The sequence below is a fragment of the Bradyrhizobium sp. WCU1 genome (genome assembly GCF_053474805.1).
On record NZ_CM130280.1, the window covers coordinates 1,421,541 to 1,447,416 of the forward strand.

Annotated in this window: 9 protein-coding genes; 4 read left to right on the plus strand and 5 right to left on the minus strand. The window is 65.6% G+C overall.

The genetic code is table 11. From position 1 onward, the window contains the following. The first annotated feature begins 53 nt into the window (after nucleotides 1-53). The gene (locus tag ACTUWL_RS06425; protein ID WP_021077485.1) at nucleotides 54-2,027 is read left to right on the plus strand and encodes a substrate-binding domain-containing protein; all 1,974 of its coding nucleotides are present in this window, start codon (nucleotides 54-56) and stop codon (nucleotides 2,025-2,027) included. 98 nt (nucleotides 2,028-2,125) lie between these two features. On the opposite strand, the gene ACTUWL_RS06430 is transcribed toward ACTUWL_RS06425, so the two are convergent. From ACTUWL_RS06430 to ACTUWL_RS06440, 3 genes are all read right to left on the minus strand, one after another. After that, the gene (locus ACTUWL_RS06430; RefSeq protein WP_021077486.1) at nucleotides 2,126-3,031 is read right to left on the minus strand and encodes an FkbM family methyltransferase; all 906 of its coding nucleotides are present in this window, start codon (nucleotides 3,029-3,031) and stop codon (nucleotides 2,126-2,128) included. A 233-nt stretch (nucleotides 3,032-3,264) separates the two neighbouring features. Further along, complete coding sequence (locus ACTUWL_RS06435; RefSeq protein ID WP_021077487.1) at nucleotides 3,265-16,548, minus strand: filamentous haemagglutinin family protein; 13,284 nt, start codon at nucleotides 16,546-16,548, stop codon at nucleotides 3,265-3,267. A gap of 278 nt (nucleotides 16,549-16,826) precedes the next feature. Next, complete coding sequence (locus ACTUWL_RS06440) at nucleotides 16,827-17,330, minus strand: hypothetical protein (protein WP_021077488.1); 504 nt, start codon at nucleotides 17,328-17,330, stop codon at nucleotides 16,827-16,829. A 360-nt stretch (nucleotides 17,331-17,690) separates the two neighbouring features. Between ACTUWL_RS06440 and ACTUWL_RS06445 the strand changes: the two genes are divergently transcribed. From ACTUWL_RS06445 to ACTUWL_RS06455, 3 genes are read left to right on the plus strand one after another with little or no spacing between them, the layout of a single operon-like run. Further along, nucleotides 17,691-19,838, plus strand: coding sequence for a hypothetical protein (locus ACTUWL_RS06445; protein WP_021077489.1), 2,148 nt, complete (start codon nucleotides 17,691-17,693; stop codon nucleotides 19,836-19,838). 58 nt (nucleotides 19,839-19,896) lie between these two features. Next, nucleotides 19,897-22,221, plus strand: coding sequence for a type II secretion system secretin GspD (gene gspD, locus ACTUWL_RS06450; RefSeq protein WP_291732032.1), 2,325 nt, complete (start codon nucleotides 19,897-19,899; stop codon nucleotides 22,219-22,221). Nucleotides 22,222-22,241: 20 nt separating this feature from the next. After that, a complete protein-coding gene (locus ACTUWL_RS06455) occupies nucleotides 22,242-22,970 on the plus strand; it encodes a COG3904 family protein (RefSeq protein WP_168471099.1) in 729 nt (242 codons plus the stop codon). 65 nt (nucleotides 22,971-23,035) lie between these two features. Here the strand turns inward: ACTUWL_RS06455 and gspG are convergent, their stop codons facing one another. Then, nucleotides 23,036-23,527: a type II secretion system major pseudopilin GspG gene (gspG, locus tag ACTUWL_RS06460; protein WP_021077492.1), complete on the minus strand. Its 492-nt coding sequence runs from the start codon at nucleotides 23,525-23,527 to the stop codon at nucleotides 23,036-23,038. 173 nt (nucleotides 23,528-23,700) lie between these two features. Then, on the minus strand, nucleotides 23,701-25,635 hold the full coding sequence (locus ACTUWL_RS06465; protein WP_021077493.1) for a substrate-binding domain-containing protein: 1,935 nt from the start codon (nucleotides 25,633-25,635) through the stop codon (nucleotides 23,701-23,703). Between the last annotated feature and the right edge of the window lie 241 nt (nucleotides 25,636-25,876).

A 25,876-nucleotide genomic window follows, 5' to 3' on the forward strand; every position in this document is an offset into this window, starting at 1 on the left:
CAGGCGGTCACGCGGCGCTTCTGTGTCACGCAACAAAAACAGGGAAGGTTATCATGAAGACGAAATCGTTCGCCGAACGCGTGCTGGGCACGACCTCGCTGGTCGTGTTGTCGGCCGCCGCCATGATCGGAGCCCAGCAACCGGCTGCGGCCCAAACCGGCATCTACGGTGGCGGCAGCACGCTGTCGTCGCTGGCGCTGCGGCAGATCTTCGACTGCTATGCGGGCGCGACGCTGGCCAATGACGGCCAGGCATTCTCGCCGAGCTTCTCGACCGCGACGCCGAGCCCGAACCTGCTGCCGACCAGCTGCACCTTGTTCTCGACCTCGATCGAGGGATTGTTCGCCGCCGTCGGCTCCGGCAACGGCCAGCGCGCCTACATCGCCGACGATGCGCAGCAATTGTTCCGCGGCAGCCCGGCCTCCGCGCCGGCCGTGGTGCGCAAGCCCTCGGCCAAGCCGGCGTTCCGCGACACCGCCAATTCGGCCTTCAAGAGCTATCCCTATCCGCGGCTCGACTTCGCCGCCAGCGACGCGCCGCTCGCCAGCTCGATTGCAAGCCTGACCACGATCTCGTTCAGCAATTTCATCCCGTCGACCAATTGGCAGAACACGTTGCTGATCGGCGCCCTGAGCAGCACGGCCGCCAGCTTCAATCCGTCAGCCGTCGGCGCGCCGATCCAGGTGCCGGCCATGGAGGTCCCGGTTGCGATTGCGGTCAACACGTCGAACTCCGCTTCGGGCGTGACCTGGACCAACCAGTCGGCGCTGTCGCCGAACAACCAGGCCGGCGGAGCGATCCAGCTCTCCGCCGCGCAGCTCTGCGCGATCTTCTCGGCGACCGTGACGGACTGGCACGACACCTCGACGCTGATCCCCGCGCTCGACGCCCACGGCGTGCAGCAATTCCAGCACTTTTACGACGCCAACACCAACGGTTCGCTGACCCCGGTCGCCTATACCAGCGGCCGGCTGCCGATCAAGGTGGTCTACCGCGTGGATGATGCCGGCGCGAGCTTCATCCTGACCAACTACCTCGCCAACCTCTGCCCGCTACTCGACCCGACCGGCACCTATAACTACAAGAAGATCTTCACCGGCGTCGGCGTCGGCGGCAGCACCACGGCGAACCTGCCGTCCGGCAAGTTCTCCCGCCTGCTCGACAACATCAGGGCGGTGAGCAGCTCCGACCAGAGCGACCCGTTCGACGTGGACGACGATGAGGAACGTCCGGATCCGCATTGGATCAGCGCGTCGGGCAGCAACCACGAAGCGCTGAAGATCGGGACCGATCCGCGCTTCGCCGGCCGCATCGGCTATCTCAGCGCCGACTTCACCCAGCCCTATGCGCAGACCGTGACCGAGGAAATCGCCGGCACCACGATCTCCGCGGCGGCACCGCTGTCGGCCAGCGTCCAGAACGAACGGCAGCGCCTGCTCGGCGTCTATCACCCCGGTCAGACCGGCAGCAATGGCAGGGCGCAAAACTTCGTCCGGCCGACGCCGAACAATGCCCAGCTGGCGTTTTCCAACCTGACCGCGCCGAGCGTCAACAGCAGCTATGATGCCTGGAACCTGTATGCCCAGGTCTATCCCGCCGGCACCGTCGTCGGCGGCGTGACCTATGACGGCCTGTCCGTCATCGGCATCCCGCTGCAGACGCAGAGCGACTATCCGATCACCGGCGCGAGCTTCCTCAACGTGTATAGCTGCTACAGCGACACGGCCGGGACGCGGGTGCCTGCTGTGAAGAACTGGCTCGCCTGGTACTTCGGCGGATCGATCACCGGGCTGCCGAACTACAATCCGGCGACCTCGAACTCCGACAATCCCGGCTATGATCCGAACGTCGCCCGGGTGATCCGCAACAACGGCTTCCACGAACTCGACGGCCTGTGGGCCACCAACATCCTGAACGCCTATCTGACATCGAGCGCGGCCGGCGGCCTGCCGACCGCGATCGCGGCCTACAGCACGTCGGGCACGCAAACCGACGGCTGCGCCGGCGTCACCGGCGGCGCGAACTGACGCCGACATCGGATCGTGATCCGGGACGATCCGGATCACGATCTTCAAGACTTCAGCAGCCGGGCTCTCGATCGAGGCCCGGCTGTTTCGTTGCCATATCAGCCGGCCGTGGCGGCGGCGCGCTGCGCGGCGACCAGCTCGAAATAGCGGCTTCCGGCCTGGGGGATGATCGCATCGCGATTGAGCAGATGCTGGATGCAGATCGCCGCGAGATCGTAGGAGCCGTAGCAGTGATGGGCGACGAGGGCGAGATGCTTGAGCTGCTCGGAGCTCATCGCGTCGGCCTTGGTGAAATCGCGGACATAGACGGCGTCGGCCTCGAGCAGCTGGTTGAACGCCTCATAGGCATTGACGCCGCGCATCGGCCAGATCATCCGCTTGTTGATCGCCAGCAGGGCATGGGGGATGAAGCCCTGGCTGCGCAGCTCGAGGTCGATCTCGCCGAACACCGGCTGCTTCTTGTACAGCGGCAGAAACGAGACCTCGGTCTGGATCACGACCGCTTCCGCGAGCCGCCGCCGTCCGTTCTGGAAAACCGCGAGCTCCGAGCCCTGCACGTCGATCTTGAGATAATCCATCGCATCGATCTCGCCGATATCGTCGAGCCGATGCGTCGCGATCCTGCTGTCGGCGATGATGCGGGCCCATTCGTTGAAGCCCTGGAAGTGCTTCAGCATGACTGGGTCGGGCTCCAGCAGGCTGGTCATCCCGGGTGCGGCACAGACGCGGAGGCGGGCCTGCTCGCCGCTGCCGACGACATGAGGCAGATAAGTCTCGAGCTCGCTCTTGTGGGCATTCAACTCGGCCAGCGCGCTCGGTTGCGGCTCGAAGCCGAACAGCCGGCACAGGCGTTTCTGCAGCAGCGGCAGATAGGGCGGGACGTCGATCGGGTTGGCGCCGATATCGACCACAGCGGTAAGCCGTTCGGCTGCAAGCAGCGTGCTCAGCGGGTCGGTCTCGGAAACGGGAAGCGATGGCGCGGACGCGGTTGACGGGGATGACATCATGAGACCTCACGGAGCGTTGCAAGGCGCGTCGAACCTTGCGGTCGAAGCGCAAAGCTCAATCCCCGTCATTGCGAGCCACCCGGTCGGCGCGAAGCGCCGCCGGATGACAGGCTCCGCGAAGCAATCCATCCGTCCACACGCGCGGAACCATGGGTTGCTTCGTCGCTTCGCTCCTCGCAATGACGAGGTTGCATGCATTCACTGGCCTTCACCGTGAGGCCAACGACAGGCTACGGCTGCTGCCGGCGGTGCTCGTCGTCGCTGCCGTTCTGCTTCTGGCTGTCGCCACTGCCGCTGCTACCGGCCGGCGTCGCGTCGTCGCCACCGCCGCCATAGCCCAGCACCTCGACGATCACGACCGAAGGCTGGTCGTTGGGCTTGTTCTGCGCCGGCTGGCCGGACTGCTGGGTCGCCGCCGCCGCGTTGTTGGTGACTCCGGCCAGCGCCGTGTTCGCGGATGGTGGGGCTGTGAGCCCTGTCTCCGTGCCGGTGGCCTGCGCGTTGTACCCGTTCTGGACGACCGGCGCCACGAAAATGAGATCATGACCGCGAACGCCCGCCGCGCCGAGATCGATGGTGCCGCGGGGCGCGACCAGGGTGACGTTGCTCTTGGTCGGATCCTGTCCGGGCAGCGTGACCAGCGCGGCGATGCCGGCGCCGGTGACCAGCCCCTGCGGATTGATGTAACAATAGCCGCCGAGGGTGCAGATCTCGCCGAGCGCAGGGCTCGAGACATAGGTCTTCGGTCCCGCGCCGGCGCTGATGTCGCCATTGGCGGTGAACAGGCCGATGTCACCACCCTGCTGGGTCATGATGCGGCTCTGGTTGACCAGGATCGAGGCGTCGGCGAAGGCACGGATGGCGCCGCCGCCGAGGGTCAGAATGCCTTCCTGGCTTGGGCTCAAGGTATCGAGCGAGGAATGGCCGACGGTGATGCCGCCGCCCGGCCCGAGGATGTTGACGTCGCCGCCCATCTGGGTCTCCAGCACGGAGGCCGCGACATTGAACCTGCCGGTCGCGATCTTCGGCGCGGCCTTGCCGGCGACGCTCAGGCTGTTGTCGGTGTAGCCGTAGCCGGCCGGGAACAGCGTGGAGATCGCCGTATAGGCTCGGGCGTTCTGGCCGAAATAAGGGCTATCCGGATTCTTGAAGTCCTTGCCTACCTGGATCAGGAAATCGAGGAAGGCGCGGTTGACGAGCAGCTGCTGCCGCGCCTGCGGCAGGCCCTTGAAAGTGGCCCAGGCCTGATCGCGCGGCTGGCCGAGCACGGCGGCGATATCGGTGAGGAAGTCGATACCGCCGGTGCCGGCCTGCGCCGGATCGACGTAGTTGGCGATCGCCGCGGCATAGTTGATGCCGGGCTTCACGCCGAACAGCAGATCGAGCTCGGCTCCCTTGGACGGCAAATAAGGCTTGAGAGGATTATTGGGAAGAGCACTAGCGAATGCGCCGCCGGCCGCGCTGCCGTTGCCGATCGTCGCGATGCCGCGTGTCGACGAGTCGGACGGCGAGAACGGACCTAGATCATGCCCGGCCTCCAGCACGAAGGTGCCGGGGCCGTAGAGGAGATAGGAGCCGCCGACCAGATCGTTGCCGGCGACGATGCTGGTGATATCGGTCGCATTGTTGTTCTGGCCGAGGAAATTAAGGCTGTTGCCGCCCAGCGGTGTGCCATTGCTGGTCGTCGAGACGCCGCCGCCCGGGGCCCGCCCCGCGTAGATGTTGTGGCCGGCCTCGATCCGCGCCGGCTTGATCAGGGTCACGCTGGCGGCAAGAGTGCTGACGGGATCAACGCCATAGATATCCTTGCCGGCCGCGATGACGGCCGGCACGGGATCGTTGGCATGCAGCGCCTGGGTCAGCGTGGGCCACGGAGTTCCGAGGAGATTGATAGAGTTACCGGCCAAGTTGACGAAGGTGTCATTTGAGCCGATATATCGCGTGAAGCGGCTATCGATATCTAGCATCGCGAGGCCGGCTCCGAGGCTAATTGAACCGGCTGCGACAAGATTGATCGTGCCCGTGTTGCTCGGCAGCAGATTGCTGACGTCCGTTTTGCTGAGGGTCAGATTTCCGTTAAGTGCTATCAGATCGAACGTGGCGGGAAGCAGCAGACCGACGGTCGCAGGGTCTGCCTGACCGCCGATCTGAACACCGCCCGCGTTGTGCACAAAAAGTCCTGGGATCGAATTCACCGACACAGTCGGGCCTGTCACATCGCCGGTGAGGCTCGTCAGCGAAACGCCGCTGCCTGGGCCATAGCTAGTGAAATAGTTGCTCCAAGCGGCGTTGCCATTGCTCCGAGCATCCGGCGATGCTCCAGGCAAAAATCGCGTCGGGTCGGCTTGGATCCCAAGATTGACTGGCAATGCGGCGGGATCGTAGACGTTGCCGAGCGTCACCGAACCTCGCGCGGCCAAACTGATGAAGCCGTCCTGCACCGCCAGCAACAAGGGCAGCGGGTAGGTGCCGGCGACGGAGTTCGCGGCGAGTGTAACTCCGAGCGTCGGCAGGCCCTGGTTCAACGGATTGCTGCTGGTGGCCTGGACTGAGCCACCCACCCGGATCAGGCCGGCACCGCGGCCAACCAGGAAATCGCTGCTCAGGAGGTTGCCGCCGGCGGTTACGCTGAGATTGCCACCGCCGAAATAGGTGATCTTTGGCGGATTGGCCGAGGTAAAACCGCCGCCGACCACGAGCGTCTCCGGCAACGACGCGCCGACATCGATGATATCGGCGCCCGCCGAAAGCGCGATGTTGCCGCCGCCCAGCGCGCCGAAGCCTTGGAAGAAGGTGGCGTAATTGACCCAAGCCGCCGTCTGGCAGGCAACAGAGCCCGAGGCCGCGCATGCCGCGAACGGCGTCGACGTGCCGTTTGAGAGGCCGTAATGGACATACCAGTCGCTCCACATCTGGCCGGCCGGCCCGCCCTGCACGCCGAACCGGCTGCCGTTGGAATCGATCGGCATCTCGATGCCGATGATCGAGCCGCCAGCGCTGATGGTGACTGCCCCGCCGCCCGTTGCCCAAGTCGGCGTGCTGACAAGCCCGTTCGGATTGAAACCGTAACCGATAGATAGCGTCGGTGCATTGAAATCTGCGGGCGTGGCCGTGGCGGCGCCCGCCGTGTAGACCGCGCCCGGAGCCACCTGGTCGCGCAGTTCGACATTGCCGGCCGCAGCGATGGTGATGGAGCCGGTGCCCGTGCGCACGACCGTCGGAATGTAGATGGTGCCGGCACCTGCAAGGTTTGGCTCGGTGTTCAGATAGGAGGTGTGGCCATCGATGGTGACCTTGCCCGTCACCGTCGGCGGCAACGACGACAAGGCGGTCACCGCGTTGGGATCAACCGATGGCGTATTGCCGATGAAAGCCGCGCCGGCAACGATATCGTAGGAGAAGCTCCCCTTGCCGCTCACCGCCGCCGACATCAATTGCGACGCCGCGGTGGTGTTGAAGACGACGATGGGGTTTCCACCAGGCGGGTTGTAGATCGTCGGATTGTTCGCGATCCGGTCGGCGGGAGGTGTCGGATCTCCCGAAGGCGCGTATGTCCCCTGCAGGGTGGTATAGGCCGGCGGCGCCGCCGGCGGCGTCACCGCGATAGCCGCAAGGATTCCGTCGGCGACGTCGATTCCGGCCGCATGGTCCAGGGCTCCCAGCAAATTCGGTTGGCTGACGAAATTGTTCAACTTGCCCTTATTGTTGTTCACCAGATTGGTATTGATGACGCTGAGGAAGTATGCCGTCCACTTAGTGGCATAGTCCTGCGCCCCGGTGACCACGTTGCCGGTCCCCGAATTGTACAACAACTTTCCGATGCCGTTGGTCAGATTGTAATATTGTGTCCTTGTGGTTGGTGCCGCCGGGATCGCGTTGATTGACGGCTTCACGTGATTGTCAGACAGCGTGTTGGTGTACGCCACGAAGTCTGCGTAGGACAGCACGATGCCGCCGCGCGCCGAAACGCCCGTCATCGATGCGTTGATCCCATTGACGTTGACCCCGACCAGCTCGGTCTCGTAGGCGCGGAACATCCTCAGGTACTGGGAATAGTACAGATTGTACTGATCGATCACCGCCGGATTGCTGGAGCTTATGACAGTCGGCTGCACCAGCTTGAACTGCAGTGCGAGCGCGTTATAGGCGGCAGCCGACAGACCGAAGAACGCGGCGCTGGGCGAGGCCGTGGGCGATGACGGGCCCGACCACGAGCCGTTGGTCTTCACCAGATAGTCGACGATGCCGCTTGAATTGTACTGCAGGACGCCGTTCTGGAACATGCCGAGATAGGAGCTGTAGAGGCTCGAATTGATCTCGCTGGCGTAGAGCGCGGACGCGTCCCCGCCGCGCGGCGTGTAGTTGACGAAGAAGCCGTCGGTCACCGTCGCGTTGATGTTGACGTTGTTCTTCGCCTGCAGAACCAGCGATCCGGGCTCGCCGCCGGTCGCGGTGCGGTACACCAGCGAGACATGGCCGGACGCGTCGACGCTGCCCGCGCCCAGATTCCAGTTGCTGGCGACCGTGATGTTGCCGTTGTTGATGTTGAGGCTCGGATTGATCAGATCGATCTCCGGCCGCGCGTGCATGTTGGCGAAGCTCGCGCTGCCGCCCGCCGGCGTCACGGCCAGGTTCTGGACGAAGCCCGCCAGCGTGTTCTGATAGAAGCTGACGTGATCGGCATTCGGCGCCGAGACGATGAATACCGTACCGGTCGCCTGCGGCGTCGGCGCGACGATCGTCTTGCCGTTCTGATCGGTGCCCGGCAGCGGATTGCCGGCGGCGTCGAACCATCCGGCCGGATCGATGATGCCGTCAAAGTGCCGTGCACCGGTCGAGCTGTCGGTGGTGCTCCACACCGCGTAGGGATTGAGCACGACACCCTTGCCGATCGGGTTGCCGTTGGCATCGAGCACGCCGCGGACGGTGCCGCGGAAATCGACATTGACGGTGTTGTTGGTGAGGATCGGCGCCCGGATGATGACCGCACCGCCGGAGTTGTTGATGTTCGGCCCGCCCGGGCCACCGCTGACGTCGAATATGGCCCCCGGGGCGACGCTGATCGCGCCCGAGGTCGTCATGTTCTGGTAGCCATAGGTGGCGTTGACGGCGCCGCCGGCGTCGGGCGTGCCGGTGGTGCCCAGCGTGATGGTACCGCCGGTCTGCACCAGGCTGGCCGTGGCGTAGGCCGGGTCGGATGGATTGCCTGCGGCGTAGGACGCATTGAGGACGGCGCTGCTGCCGATACTGACGCCGCCGGTGGTGACGCCGCCCGCGGTGACGCCGGCGCCATAGAGCGAGATCTGGCCGCCGCTCGGCCCGCTCGCATCGATGGTGCCGTTGACGATCACGCTGCCGTTGTTGGCAACCAGCAGGACCTTGCCGGAGCTGAGCGTCTGGCCGGCATCGATGCGGATGTCGCCATTGCCGAGGCGCACCGTGAAGCCGCCGGAGAATGCCGAGAGCGGCAGGCCGGTCGCTCCATTGAGGGTTCCCGCCTGCAGCGTGAAATTGCCGCCGAGATCCTTGAACGCAGCGCTACCGTCGAGGGTGCCGTTGAGCGTCGCGCTGTTTGCAGCCAGGATCGACACCGATCCGGCAAAGCCGCGGCCTGCCCCGGCAACACTGACGGTGGCACCCTGCCCGACAATCACATTGCCGGTCGTCGACGCGAGTTGCACGTCGCCGCCGGGTGCATCCTGGACCACGTCGAGGATCGCAATGCGCGAGCCGGACGCATTGATGAGCGCGCCGCTACCCAGCACGACGTCGCCGGCGGTCGCGGTCAGGCTGACCTTGCCGGACAGCGCCTGGATCGTCGCGCTATCGGTGATCGACCCGCCGGCGATGGCGAGAGCGCCGCCGATATTGCTGGCGACACTCGCCGGCTTGTTACCTGCGGCGGTGAGCAGGCTGACATTGCCCAGCGTGCTCAGCGATTGCGTCGCCCCGCTGTTGACCACGATCGCCGGGGCGGACAGCACCATGTTCGCGGCGCCCGCGCCACCGCCCGAGAACGTCACGGTCGGCAGGCTCGAATAGCCGGTGCCGGCATTGGTCAGCGCCAGTCCGGTGACGGCGCCGCCGGACACGGTGGCGGTCGCCGTCGTGCCGGTTCCGCTGATCTTGATGGTCGGAGTGCTCAGGTAACCGTCACCCGCATTGGTCAGGTTGATTCCCGTCACATTGACGAGAACCTGCGCCGCCGTGGCCACGCCTCCGCCGCCGGAGAAGGAGAAGGTGGGCATGCTGGTGTAGCCGGTGCCCGGATTGGTGATGGTCACGCCGACCACGCCCAGCGCCGCGGTCAACTGGGCGCTGCCATCCCCCGTGGCGCTGTTGACGGAGATGGAGTCGACAGAACCGGGGAAGCCGGAGCCGGACGAGGTGAGCTTGACGCCGGTGACCGCACCGTTGGCATCGACGATGGCGGTCCCGGTCGCCGTGACCGGGTTGCCGTTACTGTCGGTTCCGGAGACCGTGACCGGATCGCCGTTGCTGTAGCCCGAACCGCCACTGACGACGGCGAAGCTGACCACGCCGAGCAACGCGGTGCCCTGGGCGCCGGATCCTCCGCCGCCCGAGATGGTCACGGTCGGGACTCCGGTATAGCCGGTGCCGGGGTTCGAGATCGTGACGCCGCCGACATTGAACGCCAGCGCCGCAGCCGCAATCGATCCGGTATCGAGTGTGCCGTTGCCGCTGAACGCGATCGCCTTGCCGGCGTTGAAATTGATCTGGCTGAAGCCGCCGAGATGCTTGGCGCCGACGTCCTCGGTGATGACCTGCGACGCATTGAGCGTGAGGGTGCCGCCGGCGCCGGTGATGCCGACCCCGGTCGCGCCACTGGTGTTGGCGAGATCGATGTTGGTGGCGTTGACCGTGGTGTTGCCACCCTGGCTGAAGAGCCCGGCGCCATCGAAGGTCAGCGTGCCGATCGGATGCGCAGCATCGCCGATCTGCAATCCGTTGGCGTCGTACAGATTGATCGCGGTCGCGCTGCGCAGCCGGACCGAGACGGCATCGTTGAAATTCGCGAGGATGGTAGAATTCAACACAATGCCGGTGCTGCCGCCGCCGATGTTGATGACCGATCCGGCGATGTCGTAATTCCTGGCATTCAGGATGGCGTCGGAGGCGAGCGTGCCGCTGCCGCTGGTGTCGAGCGTCAGCGCATTGCCGCCATCGATGATCGCGCCGGCGCCGATCGAGAAGGCGCCCAGCGGAACCTTGCTGCTCGGCGGCGGACCGCTGCCGGCATATTGCCCGGGAACATAGATTCGGCTGACCGTCACCGTGTCGCCATTCGAAACCCGCAGCAGCGCACCGTCGCCGCTGGCAAACACATAGCTGCCATCGGACTGTTTGACCGGCAGCGAGCCGATCGTGATGTTACGGTCGGTGCCGCCGGGCACCGCGCCGACCGCCCTGACGACGCTGCCGTCACCGATGACAAGGCCCCTGCCGGTGACAAGAGCTCCGTCGCCGGCGAGCGAGACAAGAAGCAGCTCGGGCCCGGTCAACGGATGCGCCGCGTCGGTCAGGACCTCGAGATTGAGCGCGCTGGCGGTGATGTTCTGCACGCCGTTGATGACTTGAGCGGTGCCGCCGATCAGCACCGAGGACGCCCCGAGCCCGCTGATCTGGTCGGCATCGAGAACGAGGTAGTTGTTCGCGTCCGTGCAGCCGGCGGCGCTTCCTCCAACGCAGTCGCCGGCCGGCACCGCTCTGTCGGAAGCGAGGACCAGGATGTTCTTGCCGCTGATCTGCACCTGGCCACCGCCGCCGACGAGGCCTGGCGCCAGATCGCTGGTGCCGGGCGCAAACCGGTTGGTGCCGGCAAGATTGAGCGAATTGGTTGCGCCGAGCACCAGCACGCCGCCATCGATCGGCAGCGGCGGCGGAGCATTTCCTGCCGCAAGCGCCTGGTTGCGGAAGTAGGTTGTTCCCGAGGTAATGTCGATGCGCGAATACTGCGACCAGACCGATTGCGACTGCAGCTGGAATACGGCGGATTGCGACGAACGCGCGCCGGTCAATTGATTGCCGAACGTGCCGGTGACATATCGCGAGCCGTCCGAGCTCGAGGTACCGGCGACCGCATTCGGATTGACGTTGTTTGCAACCTGGACGACGCGGTAGGCGCCGGGCAGCGTTGCGTACATTCCCGGCAGCAGCGTGTAGGTGCCGGCAGGGATGCCGCTGCCGGCACCGATGGTCACCGACTGGCCCGGCGCGATCCCATTCGCGAACGGCTGCACGCTTCCCGCAGGGGCGCCATTCGTACTGTTGCCGGCTGGTACCACCAGGCCGGAAGAGTATGGCGCGAAGGCGAAGTTGGGATCGTAGGCGGCAACGCCGGCCGAGTAGGTCGGGACCAGCGCATAGATCTGGCGACCGTCAGCATAGGTCGGTATGGCGCTGCCATTCGCAGGGTTCTGCTGGTAAGTCGTCAGCACGTTGCGGCTGCCGCCGGTGCCTGCGACAAACTCCGTCGCATAGATATCGCCGCCGCCGCTGAGGTCGAGCAAGGCGCCCGACTGGGTCGCCACGTTCGTACCGAACAGGTCGATCGACTTGCTCGGCGGCGCGGCCAGCACTGGCACGCCCTGATTGGTAGAAGCGCCCTGATACCAGGTGGTGCCGTCGACGGTGTAGCCATCCGGCACGACCAGACCGGCTGCCGACACGGAGGTCAGGCTGCCCGCTGCCAGCGTCACGCTCGCCGTCGGCGTGAAGGTCCCCGAGGCGAAGGTGACGTGCCCCTCGTTGGCAATCGCGTTGATGAATTGGGCCGGGACGTCGCTGCTGGTCCGCACGCCCAGGATGATGTTGCCGAGCGGCGCCCACAGCGTGCCGCCCTGCACGATGTTCTGTGCACTGATCACAATGCTTCCGCCCGCCGAAAGCGGCGGCGTCGGAATGCCGTTCTGTGCGATCGTGATCGCGCCCGACGCGCCGGTCGACATCAGGAGGAACGCGGTGTTGCTGACCGGGTAGATCTCGGCCGCGCGCAGCGTGAGATTGCCGGGAACCAGCAGCGCTCCACCGAACGTCGTCTCTCCCGCGCCAAAGCTGCCGTCGACGAAACCATAATATTGCGGCAGCAACCGGATGGCGCCCGCGCTGGTGAGGTTGACGCTGCCGGCGTTGTCGAGCCCGATGCCGCGCTCGAGGTCGATCCATTGAGCCGTCACGTTCAACGTGCCGGCGCCGGCAGTCGGGACGATCGACTGGGCACTGGGCACGAGTCCGACCAAGCGAACGTAGCCGGCGTTCAGATTGACGACCGACCCGTCCGCGATCGCGATGTGTCCGGCACGCGCGTTAAGGGTCAGGGCGCCGGGAATCCTGACATTGACCGAGCCGCCGAACGCAATGGTTTGAGCATTGAGCGTCACGGAATCGAAGCCGCTGTTGCTCAGCGTATCGGCCCCGATGAATGCACCCGCTGTCGCCGACGCGCCCAAAGCCGGCAGGTTCGCTGCGACCACGCCGGGCTGCTGCACCGTGATGATGTCCGGCGCCGGCGGAGCGCCCTTCGCGGTGTCATTGACGACGCCGATGGTCAGGCTGCCGCCGGTCGCAAGCGGTGCTCCGCCCGCCGCATCGACGGACCCGGCAAAATAGACCGTCCTGCCGGACAGCTGCAGACTGCCGCCGTTGCTCCAGGCCGCCTGCCCGACGACGTGCGGTCCGAAACCAGCCTGCGGCAACTGGATCAGGTTGCTTTCCGCGGTCACCGCCGCACCCTGCAGATTGAACTGCGCGCCGGGCTCCGCCACCACGCTGGTCGCCAACAGCGAGATGGTGCCGGCGTCGCGCACTGTGCCCGTCGAATAGGCGGTCACCTGCGGATTGGGCACGAACACGCCGCTCACATCGAGCACGGCGGTCGCACCGATGCGCACCTCCGTACCCGTTGCATTGATGCTGCCCGCTGGCACGACGATGTTGCCGCGAATAGCGGCCGTCGCAACCGCATTCAGTGCGACCGTGGCCAGCGGATCGGTGACGATGGCGGCGCCACGATCGACCAGCACATTAGTCCCGCCCAGCGTCAGGCTGACCGGTTTGCGCAAGCCATCGGGCACCAGTCCCAGGGACGCGAAGTCGCGCACCCGCGCGCCGGTCGGAATCTTCACCTCGCGGCCGGAGAGCACGGCGCTCGGCTGCTTCTGCAGCAGCAGCTGCGTGCCCGCGGTCACGGTGACCCCGCCAGAAATATCGGTCAGGGTGTACTGGGAGAATCCGCCGCTGGTGAAGAACGAAGGCGGCAGAACCACCCGACCGGCCTTCGCGTCCGATACGGCCATGCCCGCGACAGGGATTCCGCTTTGGAGGGCGACGGCGTTTGCCGTATTCGTGGAAACATACGACGTCACATCCGCGGTCGCGCCGTCGACCGCAATGGTCGAGGCCTGCAATGTCAGCGTACCGCCGCCATCGAAGCCGCCTGCGTAGACGGTGCCGCCAAGCAGCACATTGGCCTGGTTGGGATAGTTGACGGTGCCATCCGGATTGGTGCCGTGCGGGAGGACGTTGAAGTCGGCAGGGCTTTCATTGCTACCAAGATTACCGGAGAAGGCGCCGGTGTAGAGGGATAGGGTCAAGCTACCACCCTTGCCGACCGGCAAGCCATCGGACCCGATCTTGACCTTGCCGGTCGTATCGACATAACCGCCGCCGGACAGGTCGATGACGCTGCCAGGCGAGAGCACGATGCTTTGAGTGACGTCGACGAAGGCGCCGTCACCTCTGCTCGGCCCGTTGCTGGCTGAGAGAGTTGAGATACTCACGCTGCCGCCGTTGACGTAAGCGCGTCCCTCGAGCTGATCCGCCGACAAGCCTGTGTCGTTAACCCAGCGCCCGCGCACGTCGAGCACCGCATGCGGCCCGATGACCAGGGCCGGAACCGGCGGCTGCGCCGGCTGAAACTTGACGGGATAGGTGAAGCCGGTAAGGCTGAGCTGGCCGGCGGGCGCACTGAGTGTGCCGTCAATCGTGGCGACGTTGTCCAGCGTGATGCTGCCACCAGGCCGCACCGACAGAACGGCATTCGTTGTCATGTCTAGCCGATGCGCGCCCGTGATCGAGACGGCCCCGAGCGATGCATTGGAGAGGAGGTCGGTGAAGATCGGGAACAGGCCGTTGACGAGCGTAGGCGACCAGCTCGACGCGTTGGCAAAGTTCAAGCCGCCGAGACCGTACGGATCCGCCCCGGCAGCGGCCTGCGACGTGAGCACCAAATTGTTCGGGTTGCCGGTGCCCGTCGGATTCGCGAACGTGATGCTCAGCGACGCACCCTTCGGCATCTGGTCGGCGGACGAGAGATTCGACGATCCCGCCAGCGCGCGTTGCCGGCTGCCCGCCACCACGTTGCCGATGATGTCGTTGACGATCGGATTGACGGCCGCGACCGTGACCGAGCCGGCATTGGCGCCGGTGATGTAGCTCGCCTCATAATGCGAATTGCTGCTGCCGCCCCAGGGGCTGAGATAGATCTCAGTCAGCTTGGTATCGACGACGCCATTGACCTTGTGCAGGACCGTGAAGCCGCCGCCGACGCCTACATAGGCAATGGTGGGATCGGCGCGGCCGATGTCGTAGACGCGCCCGTCGGCACCCAGCAGGCGCGTCGTGCTGATCAAGCCGCCGGTGTATTGCACATAGCCGGCCGACACGTTGATGGTCGCGCCCGGCTGCTGCACGACATTCTTTCCTGATGTCGAGAAGCTGCCGCCAGCCGTGAGGATCTGGTCTATGCTTTGCGGGATCAGCCCGACATAGCCGGCCGCGTTGAGCAGCGGCGAGCCGACCCATTTCACACCGTCGGCACGCGTGCCGCCGAGGCGCGCATCGATGGTCACGGTCTTGCCGATCAGGGCCTGGGCGAGCGGGCTGTCGGCGACCTCCGCCGCGGTGACGAGGATGCTGATCTGATTGATCGACATCGGCAGCGTGACCCCGGTGATGCCGGAGAGATCGATGGTGCTGCCCTTCTCGAGCAGGACCGTGCCGGCAACACTGTCGGCGCCGATCGTCAGCGCGGCGCCCGGCGCCTTGATCATGGCACCGGCGGCACCCGCGCCGGTGCCCTGCACATCGACGCTGCCAACCGCCGTTATGCTGAGCTGCGGCTGCAGCACCGTTTGGAAATACGGCGCGTTGCTGGCGCCGTTCGCTGATGTCGGTGTGTTGAGCGTCGCGGTCGGCAGGGTTCCGCTGGTCTCGTCCGGCAGGATCGACGTGAGGCTCGCCGACCCCAGCACGATATTGCCGTCGGCACCGGACGCGCAGCCGCTTTGCACGCAGGCCGTGTTCATGTTGATCGAGCCGGTGCGGGTGGTCGAGGTGGTCGCGACGATGCCACCGAGCTGGTTGATCGATCCGCCCGACAGCGTGACCGCGCCGGAATTGGACGTCAGCAGGCCGGAAGCCTGATTCGTTACCACGCCTCCATTGGCCAGCACCCGCATCGCGGTCTGGACGCCGACTGCGGTCGACAGCGGCGTTACCAGGGTGACGGAGCTGTCCGACGCCAGGATGATCTGGCCGTTCCTGGTGGTGATCGCACCGGCATTGCTGACGCCGCCGTCGCCGAGCAGCGCGACGTAGCCACCATCGCCATTCGCGCTCAGCTTGCCGGTTGTGTCGATGATCGCACCCGGCTGGACCGTGACCTTTCCGCTGCCGCTGCCCACGTTGAAGATCGCAGCACCCGAAGCCGTATTGGGAGGGACAACACTGACCGGCACGTTGCCGAGCTGCGAGAACAGCCCGCTTTGCAGGAATCCCTTATAATTGCTGCCGCTGAGCTGCGACGGCAGATCCAGCGTCGAGGCGATCAAGGTGTGCACATTGATCTGGCTGGTGCCGCCGAAGATGATGCCGTTCTGGTTGATCAGGTAGACCGCGCCGTCGGCCCTGATCGTTCCCAGAATCTGGCTCGGCACGCCGGCCGACGCAATCCTGTTGAGCGCGGCCCAGTTCGCGTTGCCCTGCTGGTTGAAATTGACGGTCGTGCCGCTGCCGACATTGAACGACTGCCAATTCAACACCGCCTGGGGCTGAGTCTGGTTGATATTGACCGTGGTCTGGCCGCCGCTGCTGGTCTGCGTCGGCGTGGCGGCACCGACCCAGTTGGTGACGGGATTGGCGACGCCGGGCGCGGCCAGGCCGCTGTTCGGCACCAGGCCGCCGGCATTGAGGCCGTTCGGCACTGCGCTCGGCGCGCTCGCTGCCAACCCGCGCGCGACGCTCTGGGCCGCCTGCAATGCCTGGATCGCCTGCGCGGCGCGTGCCATCGACGCTTGCGAGTTCTGCGCGGCCTGCTGCGCCTGCTGTGCGGCATCCTGCGCCGCGCTGATCGCCGCCTGCGTGGCCGCGCTGCTGACGCCACCCCAGGCGCCGAACGGGCGCGCCGCCGCGGGCGAGCTCATTGCGATCGCGATCGAACTTGCACCTGCGAGCAACAGGCCACGGCGCGAGATCGAGCGAGGGAGCGAATGCATGCGGGCCTTCCAATGCAGCAGACGATGCGAACGATCGTGACGCAACGAGGCACCGGCCAGCCTGCGATCAGTTGGCCCGATGCCGACATCTCAGTGAAAAGCGCGCAACCCTGCTGGCGCAGCCGCCCGCGAGCGGACACGCCCGACAGTTCGGGACGCCTCTCTGATCTTAAGACAGTTTGAGACGAGCTAACGCGAAGCGATTTCGCAAAAAAGTTTTAACCCTGCGGTGGAACTCAACCTCGGCGCGAACCGGCCAGTTCAAAAACACCGTCGCGTCAATTGGTTGGCGATGCTGCTCTGGACTGCCGGAGCGGCCGCTCGGCGGGCTTCGGCGGCTTCGCCGCGCCGGTGAACAGGGCGAAATCCACCGAGCGTTCCCCCTGTTTGAGCACAAGCCGGCGCGGCTCGATCCGCTCGACCTTCCAGCCGCTCACGTCGTCACCGGTGCGTACGCGCATCACTTTGTCGCCTTTGCTCGCGGCACGGATCGCGGCACGACCGTCGCCATTCTCGCTGACAATGCCGAGCACCACCACGCTCGGCGGCGGCGGTGGCGGTGGCGCTTCCTGCCGCGCCACCGGCGCGACCGGCTTGGCCGGCGGACGCCGCGCCGGCGAGAACAGCGGCTTGTCGATGGTCGCGCTCAACTGTTGCAAGGGCTGGACTTCGACCGGATTGTTGACGACGACCTCGCCGCCTGCCGCAAGTTCCGCAGCGCGCGCAAACAATGCGCAAAGACAAAGCCCGGCAACCATCAACATTTGCACTGCGATCGACATCTGTCGGCTGTCCCTAGGTCTGAGCTGGTTGTTTTCTGCTCGCACCTGTCCGCGTGCACCGGATCGTCATCACCGCGTGCAACAATCAACCTGCGCCAGGAGCGCCTGCGTTGCAAGGCTTCTCGTTACTAGGCAACGCGTTGTGTCGCGCATCGCAGCGTGTATGCGTCAAATCTGTGAAAGTGAATCACAGCCGGACATTGTCGCCATGCGCGTCATGCGCGAGCTGTTGTTACGACGGCGTCATCCAAGCCCCACACACTCCAGGCGTGTAGCAGGCGGCAACTTGCCGGCGCTGCCGCTTTGCATCGACGCCTAAAAGCCGTCGAGACGAAACACCGGTATCAAAGACGTGGCGTCATGCGTTCGAGTCGCATCCGTGCCGGCCTCATGCCGCTGCTGCTCGGCGCGCTGTTCCTGGCGCTGGATTGTGTCGTGACGTGCAGCACCGGATCCGCGCAGGCGCTCGCGGCATGCGAGTTGCGCTCGCGCGGCGGCGTGATCAAGCACGTCGTGCAGATCGAGCTCGACAATGTTCACCTGCGCCGCGACGACCCCAACGTGCCGTCGGATCTCGAGCAGATGCCGCATTTGCGCGACTTCATCACGCGCGACGGAATCATCGGAAGCAATCATCAGACCTCGCCGCTTGCCGAGACCGCGACTGACGCGCTCACGATCCTGACCGGTCTGCATGGCGACCGGATGGGCGTTGCAACCGGCAACAGCAATGCTGCGTTCCGCAGCGACGGCAGCATAGGCTTCGCCAGCGCCTTCGCCTACTGGACCGCGACCAGCAGCGATGGCAAGCCGCTGATGTTGGCCGACACCGGCAAGACCGTGCCCGCACCGTGGGTGCCGTTCACGGCCGCCGGCTGCGACGTCGGCGCGTTCGCAACGACCGGCCTGACACTGCAGGAGATCGGCCCCGAGATCGCGGCAACGCTCGGCCCCTCCGAAGCCCGCGCCGCTGCCGGCGATCCGCTCAAGGGGCGGGCCGATTTCCTTGGCATTGCGATCCATTGCGCTCGCGGCAGCGCATTATGCAGCAACGCCAACGCACGTTCGGATCTGCTGCCCGATGAGCCGGGCGGCTACGCCGGCTTCAGCGCGTTGTTCGGCAACCGCAATGTGCAGCCGGTAATCTCGCCGGACGGCCCGGTCAGGGATCTTGACGGCGATATCATCGACGACGACGCAGGTCACCCGGGCTTTCCCGGTGCGTCAGCGACAACGGCCGCACAATCGCTCGGCTATGCCGCGGCGATGCTGGAGGCCGGCGTGCCGGTGGTCTATGTCGGAATCGGCGATGGGCATCGGCCGCCCACCACGCGCCGGCGCGCCCTCGGCCCCGGAGAGCACGACCATGTCGCTAGGCTCGCCGCCGACGATGCCGCCTTCAGGAGCTTTATCGACCGGCTGGGCGCAAGCGGGATCACCACGCGCAATACGCTGTTCGTCGTCGTGCCCACGGGTAATGACCGTTTTGTCGGCGGGCCGCCCAGCCCGCCAGGGTGCGACGGCCTTGCGGTGCCTTGCAGCTACCGGCCGATCGGCGCGATCGGCATCGCCATCGATCGGCTGCTCGCGACCGAGCGCCACAACGTGACCACGTTCGATGTTCAGGTCGGCAACGCGCCGCCGTTCTACATCCGCGGCAATCCGCTCCCCGCCGATCCGCTGACACGCACGCTCGCGCAGGATGTCGGCAGGCTTGCCGTCGTCAACCCGGTCACCGGCAACACCGATCGCCTGACGTCGATGGTCGCGGACCGCGCGCAGATGCAGCTCATGCACATGGTGACCGCAAGCCCGGCGCGCACGCCGCATGTCATCATGTTCGCAGACCCCGATTACATCGTCAGGACGGCCGGCAGCCGCGCCGACTGTACGCAACCGCCGGCCTGCGTTGCGGTCAATCCCGACACGGCGTGGGTACGCGGCGACATCGCGCAGATTCTCGGCGGCAGCTGGTTCGGCATGGCTGGGCCGGGGATCGCGCACCGCGGCGAGACACCCGACATCCTCTCGCACCACGCGGACCTGCGGCCCACCCTGCTGGCGGTGCTGGGTCTGACCGACCGCTACACCCACGACGGCGTCGTGCTTGGAGATGCGCTTGAGCCGAGCGCGCTGCCGGCTGAGCTCGCAGACGATCGCGAGACCTATGTGTATCTGGCGCGTGCCGCCAAGACGATCAACGATCCGCTTGGCCAGCTCGGACGCAACAGCCTTGCCCTTGCGACCCAGGCCATCACGGGCGGCGATGTCGGTTATCAACGTTATCTCGACATGATGGCCGCGATCACGACCAGACGCGATGCCCTGACACGCGAGATCAACACGCAACTCGATGGCGCTGCTTTCGGGCATCGGCCAATCAATCCGTCCTACGCCCGCGTACTGATCGGTCGCGCCGGGGCATTGGTCAACGAGGTCGAGGACCTCGCCGGCAGCAGCCTGGCCCCCGCCGATCGTCCCTGGAAGGCAGCAAGCGATGCGCATTGACAACCGAACTGCCGGCGACACCGAACCATCGGCGCAGAGCGGGCAACAGAGACTCGGCGTGCGGCACCCTCGCAAGGCGTTGATCGCCACATGTCTTGCGCTCGCCGGCCTGCTCGGCGGCTGCATGATGGACAAGAGCATCGACTTGCCCGGACGCGACCAGGTTACCGATCCGATCCGCGATGCCGACCTGCGGGCGCGCTGGAACGGCCCGGTCGGCGGAACGTCCGGCGCAGCGGCCTCCGCGCGCACGCAACCCATGGTGTTTCCCGGCGCCGATCAGGATCTCGCTGCACCGCCGACGCAGCGCGACGCCGTCACGGCGACGACGACGCGCTTCGCGAGCGCCGTTGACGGCGACGTCGCTACCGAGAGCGGCGGCATCGAGCTGAACTTCGACAACGCCGATATTCCGACCGTGGCGAAATCCGTCATCGGCGACAGCCTCGGAATGAACTATATCGTCGACCCGCGCGTGCAGGGCACGATCACGCTGGCCTCCGCGCAACGGATTCCGCGCAAAGACGTGCTGCCGATCTTCGAGAGCGTGCTGCGAATGTCGAATGCGGCGCTGCTGCGCGAAGACAATCTGATCCGCATCGTGCCGCTGCCGGAGGCCGCGGGCGCCGGCGTCTCTGTCGTCGGTGCGGGACAGCCCGGCTATGGCGTCTCGATCGTACCACTGCGTTTCGTCTCTGCCGCGGCCATCGGCAAGACGGCGGAGAGCTTCCTGTCGCGGCCCGGCGCCGTTCGCGTCGATCAAGCCCGCAACGTGTTGTTGATCCAGGGTACCGCCTCCGAGCGACAGGCGGCGCTTGGCGTCATCGGCACGCTTGATGTGGAGTGGCTGCGCAATCAGTCGGTCGGGCTCTATCCGCTGAAGTCGACCGCGCCCGAGACCATGATCCGCGAGCTCGAGAAGGTCTTCGACACCGCCGACGGCGGACAGGGACAGGGCGTGATCAAGTTTCAGCCGGTGTCGCGCATGAACGCCGTGCTGGCGGTGAGCAAGAACAGCAAGGTGCTGGAGCGCGCCACCCAATGGGTGCGGCGGCTGGATCGTTCCGACCCCACCGGCACGACGGTGCGGGTCTACAGCCTGCGCTTCGGCAACGCGCGCAGCATTGCCCGCATCCTCAACGAGATGTTCGTCGGCCGCAATTCGCAATCGGCCAGTGACAGCCAGACCAGTGCGACCGCGCCCGGTCAGAGCGGAACGACGTCGCGCATCGACTCGCTCGGTGCCGGCACCCTCAGCAGCAGCAACAATCCGACGACGTCGCCGCAGGGCGGCACCCAGAACTCGGGCGGCACCAACGGCAACGCGGCCCAGGTCGGATTCTCCGATCGCAAGGACGACGACCAGGATATGCCGGGGGCGGGCGGCGGCGGAACGGGGCTGGGTTCGCTGCCGCGCGGCGTGTTTCAGAACGTTCGCGTCACTGCCGACAAATCGACCAACGCCATCATGGTCTATTCGAACCAGGAAGATTATCAGGTGATCGAGCGGGCGATCGAGTCGCTCGATCGCCCGCGGCTGCAGGTCGCCGTCGATGCGATGGTCGCCGAGGTCACGCTCACGGACCAGCTGCAATATGGCGTGCAGGCCTATCTGACCAGCGCCAACGCCGGCGCCGGCCCTGACAAGGGATCGGTCGGCCTGTTCAGCGCCGCGCAATCCGCCGCGCAGACCGCCCTGCTCGCGCGCGTGCTGCCCGGCTTCAACCTGTTGCTCGGTGCCGAGGCCAATCCGAAGCTGGTCCTCAGCGCGCTGTCCAATCTCACCACCGTCAAGGTGTTGTCGGCTCCGTCGCTCGTGGTCGCCGACAACGAGCCGGCGATCCTCGAGGTCGGTGACCAGGTGCCGATCTCGACTGGCAGCACCGTCACCGGCCTCAATGTGGTCAGCAGCATCAGCCGCCAGAACACCGGCATCATCTTGAAGGTGCTGCCGCACGTGCATCCGAATGGATCGATCGAGCTCGAAATCGAGCAGGAGGTCTCCAATGTCGTCAATCCGGCCGGCGCGAGCGCCCAGAACCTGACGCCGACCATCTCGCAGCGGCGGATCCACTCGACGGTCGGCACCAGCAGCGGCCAGACCGTGCTGCTTGGCGGCCTCATCAAGGAGGACGACGAGCGCTCGGTGGCCGGACTGCCCGGCCTCAACCAGATCAAATATCTCGGCGACCTGCTGAGCCAGAAGAGCGACACCAAGCTCCGCTCGGAGATCATCGTGTTCGTCACGACGAAGCTCGTGCGCAACGGCCACGATGCCCAGGTGGTCGCCGAGGAATTCCGCGAGCGCCTCGACAGCATGCGGCGCGCACCGTCGACCTTCGATGTGCCGGGCGCGGCACGGCCGGCCGTCGCGCGCAAATGACGCTGCGGCCGCCGATGGCGATGGTCTTATCCATTCTCCAGGTGCTGGGTGCAGCCATCTTCAGCACCGCCGCAATCGCGGCCGAGCTGAGCAGCGTGAGCTTGAAGGGCGACATCACGATTGTCGCACTCAGCGGCGACGTCGCCCAAGGCGACACCGAGGCTGCGGAAGCCCTGATCAAGGCCGCCAACGACGGCAACCGCCTGATCTCCGCGGTGAGGCTCGACTCGCCAGGCGGCAGCCTCGCCGAGGCGATCAAGCTCGCCGGGCTGATCCGCCGGGCCAAGCTGCCGACGATCGTTGCGGCCGGGTCGCGTTGTGCGTCGGCCTGCTTCATCGTGTTCGCGGCGGGAAACGAGAAGTTCGCGAGCTATGAGGCCGCGATCGGCGTCCACGGCGTGTCCGACAAATTCGGCCATGAGACGGCGCAAACCGAAGAGGCGACGATTGCCATGGCCCGTGTCGCCAGCGGGTTCGGCGTGCCGCCCCGCATCATCGGACAGATGGTGGCAACGCACGCCCACGAGATCGCGTGGCTGACGCCCGACGATCTGCGCGCCATGGGCGCGATCATGACCGATCGGCCGCGACGCCACGCGCCGCCGCCGACGTCGCCGGACGATCGATGGCTTGCTGGGCTTGGGAATCAGCCGGAGGACGCAGCGACGAGGTCGCAAGCGGCCGATCAGCCCGCGCACGAGGCCGCCGGAAGATCCGGGCAGCATGTCCTGCCTCGACAAGGAAGGTAAGGCAGAGGCGACCTGCTCGGAAAGGCTCGCCCAACAACTCGATATGCCGCTGATCGCAGCAACATTCACTCGTTGCTGGCGGCGCTCGTCAGCTTGTCCAACGAGATGTCGCCGGCGGTCCCGCTGCCACCCTCCTGACCATCGGAGCCATAGGAGAGAATATCGTAGGCATCGCGTTCGCCGGGCGCCCGATAGATATAGGGATGACTCCACGGATCATTTGGAACCACGCCGCCCTTGAGATAAGGACCGTTCCAGTTGGGCGCGCCAGACGTTCGCTGCACCAGCGCCGTGAGCCCCTCTGCAGTCGTCGGGTAACGACCGGTATCGAGCTGGAACAGGTCGAGCGCGCTCGCAAAGCTCCGCATCTGGATCTTGGCGGCCTTGACCTTCGATTCACTCAGGTAGCTCAGCACGCGCGGGCCGACCAATCCCATGATCAGGCCGATGATGGCGATGACGACCAGCATCTCGACAAGCGTGAATCCCCGCTCGCCCTGCCGCGTCTTGTGTCGCTCGAGACGCCCGGAAACAAGGATGGAATTTTGCTTCGACATCACTGTTCGTCCAATACTGTTCGTCCCATGAGCGGCAAGGCAAGGATCGTCACCAGACTTTCGACGCTCTGGGGTAGTTCCGGGCGCCTCGATTGAGGCGCCCGGCCTTGTCATGTGCTCGACACCATCTCGGTACAGCGCAATCGCGATTGCGCCGTCCACAATGCGCCGATTTACTTGGCGCCGCCGCTGGCGCCGTTGGCCACGTTCAAGCAGCCGTTCGTCTGGGTAGCGGCAGCCGCGCTGATGGCGGTCGGCAGCGTGCCCCAGTACTGCTTCTTGATGTTCTGCGCATAGCTGACCGGCACCGCGTGGAAGCCGGCATTCTCGATCACCGCCGAGACGTCCGGATCGAAGTTCGGATCGGTCGAGTCGGCACCGGCAACGTAGGTGGTCAGGAAGTTGACCAGGTTGGTTTGGCGGTTGGCGTCGGCCTGGACGTTGTAGCAGCTGTACAGGTCGAGGAACGTCGTGCCGCTGAGCGGATAGGCGTTCAGCTTGTTGGTGAGCGGCAACACCGGCAGGCCGGTGACGGTCACGCCCGACTGGGTGACAGCGCCGAACACGTTGGCGTAGATGTTGTAGTCGTTCCAGGTCCAGGTCGTGGAGGGCGTCTTGAGCCTCGTGTCAGCCCACGCGGCAGCGGCGCCATCCGGTGTCGGTGCGATAAATGTCAAGCTCGCCGGCTGAGTCGCTGGCGACACTCCGTGGCTCGGAACATAGGTGCCGGCACTGCGCAGCTGCTCGTTCGACAGAGCCGCCGAGCGCGGCGCAGCGATGGTCCCAACCTGTGTGGTGTAGGGCTGGGTGAAGTCGGCGCTGATGTATCCGATACGGCCGGCCTTGCTGCTGTCGGTGCTGATCGCAGATGCCACGCCTCCGCTGCCTTGCGCGCTGATCCAGGCGTTCGTCGCCGTCGTGTTGTTCCAGCCTCCCGCGCCACGGACCGCAGCGATGCGGGTGATCAGGTTCGAGAAACTGGTGCTCGGCAGGGTTGTGGTGTTGAAGATCGACTGGTAACCGTACGCACCGGTGGAATCGAGCAGCGGGCAGACGGCCTTGAGATAGTTGGTCAGGATGAAGCTCGTGCCGCTGCCATCGCCGCGGTACACGATCTTGATCGGCAAGGACGAGCTCGTGTAGCGTTGTGCCGCGCCTGTGTTGTCGATGTTGGTGTAGTCGAAGGCCGCGAGCACTTGGCCGCCGGCGTTGTTGAGGTACGGGATCTTGCCGACGGTGATGTCGTTCCAGTCGGTCACGAGGCCGGTAAAGATCGCGCACAGCTGCGCGGTCGAGAGCTGGATGGCCGCGCCCTGGTTGGCCTGGGTGCCCGGCGTGGCGCCGGTGCCGGCGACCGCCGAGTAGACGGTCATCGAGCTGGTGTTGACGCCGATCGCGACGTTGACTTCGAAAGCCGGGATCTGGATCGGATTGCCGAACACCGTGGCGTTGTAGGCGACCGAAGCCGTCGAGGTGCTGTTCAGCGTGATCTGGGTCAGCGCGCCGCCGGTGGTGGTCCAGCTCTGCGTCGGGTTGAAGCTGACCGACGACGTGGTCAGCGTCGTGGACGTACCAACGAAGGCCAGCGGCGAATCCGACAGGCCGATGTCGACGCGCGGATAGGGATAGCTGCCGAACTGGGTCGCCGGGCTTCCCGGATTGGCGAGGTCGATCGTCGCGGGCTGGTTCGCGGGCAGCGGCGTGTTGATCGAGATGTTGGCCGACGGGTTCGGCGTGACCGTGCCGTTGTACCACTGCTGCGGATCGTTGGTGATGAAGCCGCGCACGCCGTTGCCGCTGCCGACGCCGGCATACATGCCTTGTATCGGCAGGCTCGTCAGCGTGCAGGTGGTCGGCAGCTTGCCCGGCGCCGGGAAGCTCGGGTCGAACGCGAAGCCGTCGGGATAGGCGGTGCCGAAGCCGACGTTGGCGCCCATGTAGCAGTCGAAGATCTGGCGGAAGGCTTCCGAGGCGAGCGTGCTGCCGCCCGTGTAGATGCCGGCAGTGGCGGTGGAGGCCTGCGCGTTCGCGGGCGTGATGCTCGAGGACGCGAGCAGGGCGAGCACCGAAGCGGTGCCGAGCATGTATTTGGACGATTGCATTTTCATTGCGCTGTTCCTGTGGGGTTGATCACCACCGGCACACATCGTCATCGCGTCGTCACGAGAGTGCAAAGTAATCTTCAAGCAAGAAGAAGTTTACTTTCTACCTAACCAAGATTTATTGGAATAAATCTATGATTAGGCAAGCACCTCTGCCGTCGACGTCATGTCTCCGTCGCCGATGATTGACTTCACGTCTGATAGACAATTCGACGATTGGGATCGCGCAGGGATTATTTTCGATCAG